Source organism: Verrucomicrobiota bacterium, from assembly GCA_037139415.1.
Lineage (GTDB): Bacteria > Verrucomicrobiota > Verrucomicrobiia > Limisphaerales > Fontisphaeraceae > JBAXGN01.
The window spans coordinates 1-12,730 of record JBAXGN010000022.1 but is presented as its reverse complement, the minus strand read 5'-3'; the positions used below and the strand labels follow the sequence as shown (position 1 = coordinate 12,730).

11 protein-coding genes are annotated in these 12,730 nt (G+C 57.2%); 6 read left to right on the top strand and 5 right to left on the bottom strand.

The features are described 5' to 3' along the window. Nucleotides 1-327: 327 nt before the first annotated feature. Nucleotides 328-1,686, top strand: coding sequence for a Gfo/Idh/MocA family oxidoreductase (locus tag WCO56_05830; GenBank protein ID MEI7729067.1), 1,359 nt, complete (start codon nt 328-330; stop codon nt 1,684-1,686). Nucleotides 1,687-1,698: 12 nt separating this feature from the next. Here WCO56_05830 and WCO56_05825 read toward each other — a convergent pair whose 3' ends face one another. Next, on the bottom strand, nt 1,699-3,240 hold the full coding sequence (locus tag WCO56_05825; protein MEI7729066.1) for a hypothetical protein: 1,542 nt from the start codon (nt 3,238-3,240) through the stop codon (nt 1,699-1,701). A gap of 117 nt (nt 3,241-3,357) precedes the next feature. On the opposite strand from WCO56_05825, the gene WCO56_05820 reads away from it, so the two are divergent. Beyond that, nucleotides 3,358-4,956, top strand: a complete 1,599-nt coding sequence (locus tag WCO56_05820) for a serine hydrolase (GenBank protein ID MEI7729065.1) — start codon at nt 3,358-3,360, stop codon at nt 4,954-4,956. 110 nt (nt 4,957-5,066) lie between these two features. Here WCO56_05820 and WCO56_05815 read toward each other — a convergent pair whose 3' ends face one another. The 3 genes from WCO56_05815 to WCO56_05805 form a co-directional block, all read right to left on the bottom strand. Next, entirely contained in the window at nt 5,067-5,405 is a 339-nt protein-coding gene (locus WCO56_05815; protein ID MEI7729064.1) for a hypothetical protein, read from the bottom strand. Between the two features lie 186 nt (nt 5,406-5,591). Beyond that, nucleotides 5,592-6,287: a hypothetical protein gene (locus tag WCO56_05810; GenBank protein ID MEI7729063.1), complete on the bottom strand. Its 696-nt coding sequence runs from the start codon at nt 6,285-6,287 to the stop codon at nt 5,592-5,594. Nucleotides 6,288-6,318: 31 nt separating this feature from the next. Beyond that, nucleotides 6,319-7,095 (bottom strand): hypothetical protein, encoded by a 777-nt coding sequence (locus WCO56_05805; protein MEI7729062.1) that lies wholly within the window; start codon nt 7,093-7,095, stop codon nt 6,319-6,321. A 216-nt stretch (nt 7,096-7,311) separates the two neighbouring features. Here WCO56_05805 and WCO56_05800 point away from each other — a divergent pair, with 216 nt between their 5' ends. The 4 genes from WCO56_05800 (at nt 7,312) to WCO56_05785 (ending at nt 10,955) form a co-directional block, all read left to right on the top strand. Then, a complete protein-coding gene (locus tag WCO56_05800) occupies nt 7,312-7,932 on the top strand; it encodes a hypothetical protein (GenBank protein MEI7729061.1) in 621 nt (206 codons plus the stop codon). After that, the gene (locus tag WCO56_05795; GenBank protein MEI7729060.1) at nt 7,929-8,240 is read left to right on the top strand and encodes a transcriptional regulator; all 312 of its coding nucleotides are present in this window, start codon (nt 7,929-7,931) and stop codon (nt 8,238-8,240) included. The genes WCO56_05800 and WCO56_05795 overlap by 4 nt, the downstream gene beginning before the upstream one ends. 128 nt (nt 8,241-8,368) lie before the next feature. Beyond that, nucleotides 8,369-9,259: a 4-hydroxy-3-methylbut-2-enyl diphosphate reductase gene (gene ispH / locus WCO56_05790; GenBank protein MEI7729059.1), complete on the top strand. Its 891-nt coding sequence runs from the start codon at nt 8,369-8,371 to the stop codon at nt 9,257-9,259. A 205-nt stretch (nt 9,260-9,464) separates the two neighbouring features. Beyond that, a complete protein-coding gene (locus tag WCO56_05785) occupies nt 9,465-10,955 on the top strand; it encodes a radical SAM protein (GenBank protein MEI7729058.1) in 1,491 nt (496 codons plus the stop codon). A gap of 9 nt (nt 10,956-10,964) precedes the next feature. On the opposite strand, the gene WCO56_05780 is transcribed toward WCO56_05785, so the two are convergent. Next, nucleotides 10,965-12,730 (bottom strand): immunoglobulin domain-containing protein (locus WCO56_05780; GenBank protein MEI7729057.1); only part of this gene is annotated, 1,766 nt, incomplete at its 5' end.

The window sequence follows — 12,730 nt, the reverse complement described above, 5'->3', positions numbered from 1 at the left end:
TCGACTTCTACATGCTTAATGTTTCCGACGAATGCCATCGAGGAGATTTTACGTTTCAGTTCGTGGATCGCAAAGACGATTCACTGGTATGGCGGGGCAAGTTTGCCAACGGAGAACCAATGCATACAGGATTTGACGATTGAGATCATAACACCTGACAAGTTTATTGGAACAAACAAATCACGGTGAATGATGTCACCAGGGGGGCTGTGCCGCAATTGTTGTCGTGTACACTATTCTGGGATGGCATGGCAGACCGAATGCGAAATTGATGCCACCTCGGAAATGCACTTGTCTTTTGCCGTCAGGTGCGCTTATTTAAAGCCCATGAATCGCCGTCAATTTCTTCAAGTAAGTGGAGTCAGCGCCGCCGGCCTGGCTCTGAGCAAGTTTCCCGCGTTTGCCGCCGAATTCGATGGCGTCAAGAAACGCGTCGGGCTGATTGGCACCGGCTGGTACGGTAAATGCGATCTCTGGCGCCTGTTGCAGGTCGCGCCAGTTGAAGTGGTTTCCCTATGCGATGTGGATAAGCGGATGGTGGCCGAAGCGGCGGATATCGCCGCCGCCAAACAGATCTCCAGGAAGCGTCCGCGCATCTATGGGGATTACCGGGAGATGCTCAAGGAAAAGGATTTGGACATTGTCCTGATTGCCACGCCCGATCATTGGCACGCGCTGCCGGCCATCGCCGCCATCCAAGCGGGCGCTGATCTGTATCTGCAAAAGCCCATCAGCGTGGATGTGGTCGAGGGGCAGTCCATCCTGGCGGCCGCCCGCAAGTACAATCGCGTGGTGCAGGTGGGCACGCAGCGCCGCAGTACGCCCCATCTGATCGAGGCGCGGGATGAATTTATCAAGAGCGGCAAACTCGGCAAGATCGGGCTGGTGGAGATCTACTGTTATTACCGGATGCGCGCCCGGGAAAACCCGCCGGATACCGCGCCGCCGGAGTATCTCGATTACGAGATGTGGACGGGCCCGGCCCCGATGCGGCCCTACAACAAGCTGATCCACCCGCGCAGTTGGCGTGCATATATGGAATACGGCAACGGGATTGTGGGCGACATGTGCATCCACATGCATGATGCCGTGCGCTGGATGATGGGCCTGAGCTGGCCCAAGCGCATCAGTTCCACGGGGGGCATTATGATGGACCGGGAGAGCCGGGCGAACATCTCCGATACGCAGACCGCCACGTTTGATCATGGGGATGTCCAGGTCATCTGGCAGCACCGCACCTGGGGTGATCCGCCCGATCCGAAGTATCCTTGGGGGATGACCTTCTACGGGGAAAAGGGAACGCTGAAAGCCAGCGTGATGAGTTACGACTTTATTCCCTGCAACAAGGATGAACCCTCGGCGCATAAGGACGTCACCTACGAATATGAGCAGTTCCCGGAGGACAAAACGGAAAAAGGACTGGAACGGCATGTGGCCCCGGCAATTCGCGGGCACATGAAAGATTTGCTGCGCTGCACCGACAACCGCGGGCGGCCCGTGGCTGACATTGAGGAAGGGCACATCTCCAGCGCATCGAGCATTCTGGCGAATCTCTCGATGAAGGTAAACCGCACGCTGGCTTGGGACCCGGTCAAACACCAGGTGGTGGGGGACGAGGAGGCCAACCGCCTGCTGCAGCGCCCATACCGTGCGCCGTGGGTACACCCGGATCCAACGCGGGTGTAAAGCCGCTGCCGCTTATTCCATCCAATCCCCCGCGCCGGACATGCCGCCCGGAGTATCGCTGGAGTCGGTGTCCACGCGTGGCTTGATGAGATTGAATTGAAGGGAGCTGAAGGCCGAGGGCTGAAAGCGGGCGGTGCCAAAAACAGGACTGGACCCTACCACCTGGCGTTCATCCCAGCTCTCCAGTTGAACCGTCAGGCGTCCACGCCCGCCAAAGACCAGGCGCACGTCGGTGGGGCGCGGCGGGGTTTTCTCGGTTTTTTCCGAATTGAAATCAATGCGGTAAATCCGTTCGAGGGGAATATCCAGCGTGGCAAACTGGGTGGTGAATTTGAGTTTGCCATCTTTAATGCCGCTGAGGGTGCCGGACACTTTGTCACGGTTGGCCAGATAGACCAGGTCCTCCTTGGCGTTGGAAAGGGCGGTGGTCGCTTCATCAATCACCCCATTCCATTCGGTGACGCGGAGGTTGCTCAAGCGGATCGGGATGGCACTTTGAGATTGGAACAGAATGGCGGTGCCGGCCCCACCGAGTTCCCCGGTATCCATCCATTGCTTGACCAGTTGGTCATCCACCAGCAGCGCGATGGTTTTCTGTTCCCGATTGGTGCGGACGGAAATGCGTGCCTTGCCTTTGGCAGTGATACTGGAGAGTTCAATGCTGCCGAAGTTTTGTCCGCCACCACCGCCGCCTTGCCGGCGGAGGTACACGTTCTTGGCGGCGAATTGCAGAATGTAGGCGTTCCCATTAAACCCCTCTAAAAAGTCGCTGTAAAAATAGAGGCTGAACTGCGGGTAGCGGGAGAAGGCCACGTCAAACTCGATGTTGGACGTGGGGGGCAAATTCACTTGGCGCGCGATGGTGGCACCACTGCCGGTGCTGGCAAAGCAACCGTCCTTAAACTGCCAGACGCCTTGCTGCCGGGAATTGTTGGCGGTGATGACCCGTCCGTTTTGGATCAGGACGCCCCCATTGATGATGATCTGGCCACCGCCGAAGCCGCCACCGAACACCGTGACTGCTCCCGAGCTTTTGGCCAGCCAGCCGTCCAGACTGGTGGGACCTTCATACAGCGTATTGGCGGCATTGGCGCTGATGCGCGCGGTCTGCACCGCGCTGCGGGGAATCAGCAAGCGTCCGGCATACCAGGTTTCCACCGCGAATTTACCATCGTCATACGCTGAAAGGGAACCCGTCAGTTCGTCGCCGTTAGCCAGGCTGAGGGTGCAGTTGACGCGCTCCGGGTGGTTGGTGCGAGGATGGTTCAAGCGGATTTGCGAAATACCGCTCGGGTTGACCGTGAGCACTTGCTTGATGGCCGGGTGCTGCCAGCGCACGCCGTTCTTCAGATCATGCGTCAGGAAGACACCTTTGAGCTGATCGCCGTTCAGAAATTCCAAGTTATCAACCGGCGCGGGCGCAGGCGGTTCGGGTGGCGCATTGGTGGTTTGTGCCGCCATGGGCAGAGCCGAGGCAACCAATAGCGATCCCCCCACCCAGGCGGAAATCCAGGGCGGCGATTGCTGACGATACTGATGCGCAAGCCAGTTCATGGTCGTGTCACGGGGATACTATAGCCTCTGCTGACGTTGTTGTCTCTCCCAAACATTTGGCCGGTTCCATACGATTCCGTGCTTGAACCGCCTGAAACAATTCTGTAACATTCGTCCATGTCGTCGAATCGCAGAGCCTTTCTTCAACACCTTGGCTATGGGGTGGCCGGGTTCACTTTGATTTCCACCTTTTCTGGTTGTCGCTCCACCGGGCGCTCCATCACCCAACGACTCCCGCGCAGCTCGCCCGAGGCGCAAGGGGTATCGTCGCCGGGGGTATTAGCCTTTCTGGCCGCGCTCGCGAAAAGCAAACACGAGTTCCACAGCTTCATGATGGTTCGCCATGGCCAAGTGGTGGCCGAAGGCTGGTGGACACCCTACCAACCGGATTTGACGCACACCCTGTATTCGATGAGCAAGAGTTTCACCTCAACCTCAGTTGGCTTGGCCGTCGCGGAGGGCAGGTTAAAGGTCAGCGACCGGGTCGTGTCCTTTTTCCCGGAGGAATTGCCGGCTACCGTAAGCGATCACCTGGCAGCGTTGCGGGTGAAAGATTTGCTGACCATGTCCGTGGGCCACGCCAAGGACCCCACCAGGACTTTGACGGAGGAGGTAAACTGGGTGAAAGCCTTTCTGGCGTTGCCCATCGCCAACCCTCCAGGCAGCGTTTTTCTTTATAACAGCCTGGCGACGTATATGCAGTCGGCCATCGTGCAAAAGGTCACGGGCCAGCCAATCCTGGAGTATTTGAAGCCGCGTTTATTCGAGCCGCTGGGAATCGAAGGCGTGACATGGGAAATGTGTCCGCGCGGGATCAATACTGGCGGCTGGGGGTTGAATATTCAGACCGAGGGGTTGGCCAAATTTGGGCAACTGCACCTGCAACAAGGCGTCTGGCAGGGGCGGCAGATCTTGCCGGCGCAATGGGTGGAAGAAGCCACCACGTTCAAGATTCAGCAGCCAGTGATTGCGAATCCCAGCCGACCGAAAGAACAGAATGACTGGCAGCAGGGATATTGCTACCAGTTCTGGCGCTGCCAGCATAACGCGTTTCGTGGGGACGGCGCGTATGGGCAATTCACCATCGTCATGCCGGAGCAGGATGCGGTGATTGCCATCACCAGTGAAAGCCCCAACATGCAGGGCGAGTTGGACCTGGTTTGGGAACACCTGCTGCCCGCCATGAAAAACCAAGCGCTGCCACCCGACCCGGCGTCCGCCACGCAATTGCGGCAGACCCTGGCTTCACTGGTCCTGCAACCGCCCCACGGCCAGCCGGTGCCTCCCATCGCCAGCGACATTTCAGGCAAAACGTTCCAGATCGAACCCAACGACCTCCCGGCGCGCAGTGTCACGTTCAATTTTCAACTTGGCGCCTGCCGATTCACCTTGCAGAACGATCAGGGCGACTATTCCATCGTGTGCGGCTTGGAAAACTGGGTGCAAGGGGAAACCGATATGCCCGGAACACCGCCCAAGTTGATTGCCACGGGGCATCTCAAAGGCAAGACCAAGTACAAAGTGGCGGCGGCTGGCGCTTGGAAAGATGCCAACACCTTCGTGATGATCTGGCGTTATAATGAGACCCCGCACCACGATCAGGTGACATGTCGGTTTGAGGGGGATAAAGTCAAAGTGGAATTTTTGAACAGCATCGCCAAAATGAGCGCGAAACCGACGGATAAGCGACCGGTGCTGCAAGGCAAGCTGGCGTAGTGCGCCTTGACACCCTCGCCCGCTTCAACCTCGAATGGCTCACCGATGGCAAGGATGCCTTGAAATAACCATCGCCCAGCGGCTAAACGAACAAGGTGTCGGTGGTTTGGTTATTGGTTGACCCGTTTTTGGCAAACCTCCTCCCAACTAACTCTGCCGTCCTCATTCGTGATCTCGGCATTGCATTGTTCCCATTCCGAAGCCTCGACTCCGGCAATGGCGTGGGCTTGGTCCAAGGCAATAGCCAGTGTGTCATACTGTACCCAATCAATAACAAAGCCATCAAAGCGAAAAAAAACGAGATTAAAAGAATCGCGTTGGTTGCTCGTGGCATGTGTGACGGCAAGCCAATCCACCTCAACGAGCTGCCCGATGTGAATCTCGAACGGTCTGTGCTCGTCTTTAAGTCGAACCCGGCGAATCACGATTTCCTTAATGGGATCGTCCATAATGCAGGTGGTACGGTCCTAACAATATTATTGAACGCCCTTTTCGTTCATGGTTTCCGGTGGCCAGTTGGTTTTCATGGTGCCGACCATCCCTAAAAAGGCCCCTCGGGTCAATTTAATAATCCACCGCCGCGCATTGCGAGGGACGCGCGGCGGTGGTTGGTTGTCGAGCGGTGTTTCCCAGGCTTAGCCCACGTTGATGGTGACGGGCTTGCTCCATTGGCCGACTTGTTGGTCTTTGGCCATGTACACGGCGCGGTAGGTCCACTTGGCGGGCGTGGCCGGGAACGGGGTGGTGTCCAGGTAACCGGCGGTGTTGTCGATCGTCAGCAGGACTTCGCCTTTGCCGTCGCCGCGATCCACGACGATTTTGCATTGGTCCAGGAACGCGCCGTAGTGGCCAAAGTTCCAATGGACGTACACACCGTTGCTGCGCAGGCTCAGTTTGAAGTCCGGCTGCAGGGTGTCGTAATCGGGCGGGGTGATCTCGGAGCCTTCGATGCCCAGGACTTTGCCGATGGCTTCGTTATAGCCGGGATGGTTCGTGATGTTCTGGACCAGGACGCGGAAACGGCCCTTGATATTTAGGTCCACGACGGGCGCGGCGGCGGGGAAGAGCGGCGGGGTCGGCACGGCGGCGGGTGACGGGGTGCCGCCGTCGGACACGAGGTCTTTCCACGTGGTCCATTGTGCGGCACAAGCGCGGGCGACGCTCAACGAGCCCAGCACGTACTCAAAGTAGAGGGTGTCGTTGTGGTGCGCGGTCATTTGCGCGGTCGTGACGCCCAGCGCGGCGGCATGGGCGGCGATGTTGTTGTCGAAGGTGACGAGTTGGTGTAAAAACTCATCACTGTTTTGTTTGATGCGATCTCCTTTAACCATATTTTTATGGGTTGTTTTTTTGTTGGATGGGTTAACGGGCAAAGGGGTCGGGTAAGGCACGTAGCCGGGGTCCCCCGGTTCGAGTTGGTAGCTGGGGTCGCCCCAATAAATATTGGGGTCGTCTGCATGAAAGCCGGAATCGAAATAGACAGTTCTCATAAAAATAGGTCTCAAAGCCGCCAACCGGGCAAAACACGTCCAATTTGCCCCGTTTTGGCAGTTTTTGTTGTAAACTAGCCTTTTTGAACGGGTTATGGGCGTTTACGAACCATTTAATAAGCCCAATAAATGATTTATTGGCCCCAATAAACGGTTTATTGGGCTGGCTGGCGGTGGTATTATGCCCTCTGGCGGTGTTATTGGACCCGGTAAACCGTTTATTATGCCCTGTGCTGGCATTATTTGGCCCTGTGACGGTGGTATTATGCTCTCTGACGGCGTCATTGGACCCAATAAACGGTTTATTATGCCCTGTGCTGGTGGTATTATGTCCTGTGCGACCGTCATTATGTTCTCTGACGGTGTTATTGGACCCAATAAACGGTTTATTATGTCCTGTGGCGGTGGTATTATGTCCTGTACGACCATCATTATGCCCAAAGAATGGTTTGGAGAGCAGCCTGGGAGAGTTAGCGAGCCCAAGGAATGATTTGCCGGGGTGGGTGGATTGGCCCGAGGCACCCACCCGCGCCCGCGCCAGCGTTTGGCGGGGGGCAAGGGAAATGGCGGGGCTCGCGCTTTGCAGCGCGCCGAGTTTCCGGGTCGGAGTTTGCCCGGAATACGCAACCAATGTTTGTAAACGTGCCATCGCGTCTCAATTAGTCAGCCTGCGGATCGCCTGAAGACTACCCTTATCCGCTAATGATGCAATAGAAATTATTAAAAATCTAATCACCGCGCGGACGACCACTTTAACGGCTGGCGTTTGCCCCATAAATCCTGAGGTTTGACGATGTCGGCCGGGGTGAGGATGCCGGTGAAAAAACTGCTTGCATGAATATGCTTTGTGTAGCAAAGTGACTGCATGAAGAATGATTGGGCGATGGAACAATTGCAGACGATTCGGACGTTGATGGAACGTGCCGCCCTGTATCGCCGGGCGCTGGCCCCCATCTACACGCTGACCGGCGGCATTGGGCTGGCGGCTGGCTTGGTGGCCTGGAAATTGCAGTGGGCCGATACCCGGCATTTCGGCCTGTTCTGGCTGGGCGTCAGCGTGGTGTCGCTGGGATTGGCGATGCTCCTTATCCGCCAGCAAGCGCTCAAGGCCGACGAGGTATTCTGGTCGCCACCGACCCGCCGCGTGGCCGCCACGGTCTCACTGCCGTTGTTGCTCGGGGCGGTGATTGGGGTGGCGGCCTGCTTCATGGTGGAAGCGGAAAATGATACGTGGCCGCTGGTGATGATCTGGTTGCTGTTATACGGTTGCGCGCTGAATGCCGCCGGCTTTTTCATGCGGCGGGGCATCCGCCTGTTGGGATGGATTTTCGCGTTTTGCGGATTGGGCGTCATGTTGCTGCCCGCCCTGGCGGATGACCTGGCCCCCGCTTGGCCCAACCTGGTCATGGCCGGCACGTTTGGCGGGCTGCACCTGGCATACGGAATCTACCTGTATTTCACGGAAAAACCGGACAAAACAGCGTGAATCCCGAGCCGTTTTTATTGCTGGATCGCGTGATCCATGAGAAAGGGCGTCTGGCAATCATGTCGCTGCTGGCCGCCACGCCTGAGTTATCCTTCACGGAATTACGCGGCACCCTCCAGATGACCGATGGCAATCTCACCACGCACATCCGCACGCTGCAAGAGGCCGGTTACGTCTCCGTCACCAAGTCGTACGCGCAGAACCGCCCGTTGACCACCTGCGCCCTAACCGCGAACGGCAAAACGGCGTTTGCCACATACCTGAACCTGCTGGAACAAATCATCGCGGCGGCGAAAAACGGGAAATGAAACTATTTTGAACAAAAACGAAGAACCATGGTCATAAGCTTTGTGTTACAAAGTATGAGTAATCATAAGAACAGTCTTGAACCCAACCGGCCACGGCCAACGTTTCGCGGCCCCATCCCTTTCATGCTATGAAAATAATCCGTGCTGCTCATTACGGCATGTGCTTTGGCGTGCGAGACGCCATCACCCTGGCCAAACAACACGCCGCCCAGGCGCCGCTCTCCATTCTGGGCGACCTCGTCCATAATGAAACCGTCCTGAATGATTTGCGCGGACGCGGTGTCCGGATCGTCAATCTGGGAGACGATCTGCCCACGGCGCAGGTGATGATCACCGCGCATGGCACCTCGCAGCGGGTGGTTGGCGCAGTGGTGGCGCGCGGCCACCGGGTGATTGAAGCGACGTGCCCACTGGTGCGGCACGCGCACCTTGCGGTTGCCCAGTTGGTGCGGGAGGGCCATCACCCGGTCATCATCGGCCAGCGCCAGCACGTGGAAGTGCGCGGCATTACCGGAGATCTGGAGGCGTATGATGTCATCCTGACGGAAGCGGATGTGGATGAACTGCGGGAGCGCCCGCGCTTTGGGGTGATCGCGCAGACCACGCAACGGTTGGACCGGGCGCGTTTCCTTGTGGCGATGATCCAACGGCGTTTTCCGCAATCGGAAGTCAAATTTGTGGATACGGTCTGCCGACCCACCAAACAGCGCCAAGGCGCAGCGATGGACCTGGCCCGGCAATGCACCACGGTCATTGTGATCGGCGGTGCGCACAGCAATAACACCCGGGAATTGGTGGCTGCCTGTGAACAATGGTGTCCCCGCGTGCATCATGTCCAAACGGCGCAGGAATTACGGCAGGAGTGGTTCAATCAAGATGATTTAGTGGGCATCACCGCCGGCACTTCAACCCCGGATGAAGTCATAGACGCGGTGGAGATGCAGTTGCACAGTTGGAACCACGATGCAGCGACACCAGCCAGTGTGACGGCTAATCACCATGCGGTTGCGGTCGGCTGACAGCCTAGTTTTTACATCACGTCAGTAAAACGCGCTCACTTAGCGCAACGCCATGGTTTTGTCGTGATGCAAAGCCGAATTATCGGATCAAGCTATGAAAAACATATTCCCAACGCATTGGCAGAGCCTTGCCGAAAGTATATGGAACCGGGTTCCGGAGGATCCATATTATCAACCGCGTCAGCCATTATGGCAACCGTTGGAAATGCGTGAGGCACCCCCATTGCCGGATTGCAGTAATACCGGCCCGATGGTCAAACGGTACGTCCGATTGGTGCAACCCTTTTACCCCAAGGATCCCCACGCCAGTTACGGCAAACATGTGTTAACCCCGTCCCTGGCGCTGACCAGTCTCGCCGCTGCCACGCCGGAGCATTGGCGGGTGGATTGGTGGGACGAAAATTTGCTGCACGGCCCGCCTCCCATGGAGCCGTTGCCCGAAGTGGTGGGGATCACCGTGCATCTCACGTTTGCCGAACGCGCGTGCCAGTTAGCGGCGTGGTATCGCCAGCATGGGGTCAAAGTCATTTTGGGCGGTCTGCATGCCATGGCCTGCCCGGAGGAACTGATGCGGTACGCCGATGCCATTGTGATCGGGGATGGGGTGCGCGCCTGGCCGCAGGTGCTGGCCGATGTGGAGCGGCAAACTCTTCAACCCTGTTACCGCTGCGAGTTCGATGGGGATTATGGGCAGGAACCGGCTCCGCGACGGCAATTGATTTCGCCACATTCCTTCCTCACCCGGGCCAGCCTCATGGCGACGCGCGGATGTCATAACCGGTGCGAATTTTGTTTCCTGTCCACCGGCAACCTGCGGATGCCGTGCCGCGAACGTCCCCCGGAGGACATCGCCCGCCAGCTTGCGGAAAGCGGTGAACCGTATGCGGCATTTCTGGACAATAATCTCGGGGCCAAGCGTGGCTATCTACGGCAACTGTGCCGCGAATTGAAGCCACTTGGGAAAATCTGGAGCGCGGCGATTTCCCTGGATGTAAGCGATGATCACGCGCTCGTTCGCGAAATGTCGCTGGCGGGTTGCACAGGTGTGTTTGTGGGGTTTGAATCACTATCCGATGAAAACCTGATTGGCGCCCGCAAACGAACACCACGGGTGGCAGATTACGCGCGACGCATTCAGATCTTTCATGATCAGGGCATTCAGGTGAACGGCAGTTTCGTACTGGGATTTGATGGAGATCGGAAGGATGTCTTCCAGACCACCGCACAATGGATTGAACAGAACCGGTTGGAGTGCGCCACCTTTCATATCCTGACTCCGTATCCCGGGACACCATTGTTTCGGCAGATGGAAACCTCCGGGCGGCTGCGGCATCGCAATTGGAATTTATACGACACGGCGCATGCGGTATTTTATCCCAAGCACATGACGCCGGAAGAATTGGAGTTGGGGTACGACTGGTTGTATCGCCGGTTATTTTCCCCGGCCAGCATTTGGCGTCGGCGTCCCCGTCACGCGTCCGCGATTGCGCCATACTTGGCCATGTCGCTGCTCTATAAGCGGAGTAACCGTTTGTGGCACTTCTTAATCAAACATGACTTGGTTCATGCCGTCTGGTCACCGCTGGTGCACTGGAGTCGTCGTCGCCATTTGGCGTTTCGCCGACGTTTGGAAGCCCAACCCGTTCACTTGCCAGTCGCGAATCCCGCTCCGGCTGTGATTTCCGCCGGAGTGTAGCCATTGATCTTAATATCCGGTTTCCACCAGGCGATAGAAGCGAGATGTCTGCACGGCTTTGGCATCTTCGATGGACAACGTGGATGAGGTTGCCAGGCGAGGGATGCCCAGTGGCAGCCAGACAGGCGGTGTCAGGCTTTCCGTGTATTGGACCTGGTACGTTTTGCCGGGCTCCGTGGTGAAGGTAAGTGTGATCCGGGTGCTCGCACTGGTCGTCGTCAGGGAGATTGGTTGCGCAAGGCGGGACGCCGGTTTGGGGGGTGGCTTCACGGTCAGAATGGCCGTGGCACTTTGCACCCAGCCGACCAGGTTGGTCACCCGCAAATCGTACTTGCCCGCCTGATTGGTTTGGATGCCGGTGATAACCAGGCTAGCGTTGGTTTCTCCCGTCAGGGGTAGGCCATCTTTGCGCCACTGGCATATCAATGGATCAGAGCCGGTCACCAGTGCCATCAAGGTCACGTTGGTTCCCGCCAGGATGGTTTGGTTTTTTGGTTGGGTGATGATGGCCGGCTTTTGATGCACCAGCAACTGCGTGACCGCGCTGGTGGCGGAGCCGACGAGATTGGTCACCACGACCGAATATCCGGCGGATTTGTTCGTGGTGATGGCCGCAAGGCTCATGGTAGCGGCAGCTTGTCCGCGGATCGGGACCCCGTTCGAGAGCCATTGGTATTTCAATGGTGCGGTGCCGGTGGCGAGCACTTTGAATGTCACCGTAGTACCGGCGGCCACCGGTTGGTTGCTGGCCGACAGGGTGACTTGCGTAATCACCGGCGGAATCTGGACCGCGAGGCTGGCTGGCAAGCTTAATGCATTCCCCACCGCGTTCGTGATGCGCACGCTGTATTTGGCCGCATCAGCCGCTTGCAGGTTGGTCAGGGTTAGCACGGGCAGGGTGGCCCCGGGAATGACAGCAGTGTTTTTCAACCACTGATAGAGGAACGGTGCCGAACCGCCCAGGCCAACCGTGAACGTCGCAGTGCCTCCTTGAACCGCCACCAGGTTCTTTGGTTGGATCAGCATGGTCGGTTTTAATAGCACATTCAAGGTGGCAACCTGGCTGGTCACGGTGCCCACGGCGTTACTAATCATCACGGTGTAATTGCCTGACTTATTGGTACTGCTGGCTATGACGGTCAGGTTGGACAGGGTTTGGCCGGTGAGGTTCAAGCCATTGAATTGCCACTGGAACCGTAATGGCGCATTTCCCGAAGCGCGGACGCTGAACTTGGCGGTTGTTCCCAGCAGCACAGATTGATTGGAAGGTTGCAGGGTAATGACGGGTTCGCCGATAAGGGTCAGATGGGCCAGGTCACTGGTGGCTACACCGTATGGATTGGTGACCACCACGTAATAGTCACCCGACTGGAAGACTTGTACCCGGTTCAGGGTCAAGGAGGAATTGGTTGCGCCAGACAACAAGGCACCTTGATTGAAATACCATTGGAACGATAGCGGATCGGAACCAGTGGCATTGACTTGGAATACGACGTTTGAACCGGCAGTCACTGTTTGGCTGACGGGTTGGCTCGTGATTTCGGGTGGGGGCGTGATTATAGTCAGATGAGCCAAATCACTGGTGGCTACACCGTATGGATTGGTAACTACCACGTAATAGTCACCCGACTGGAAGACTTGTATCCGACTAAGGGTCAAGGAGGAATTGGTCGCGCCAGACAACAAGGCACCTTGATTGAAATACCATTGGTACGATAGTGGATCGGAACCAGTGGCATTGACTTGGAATACGACGTTTGAACCGGCAGTCACTG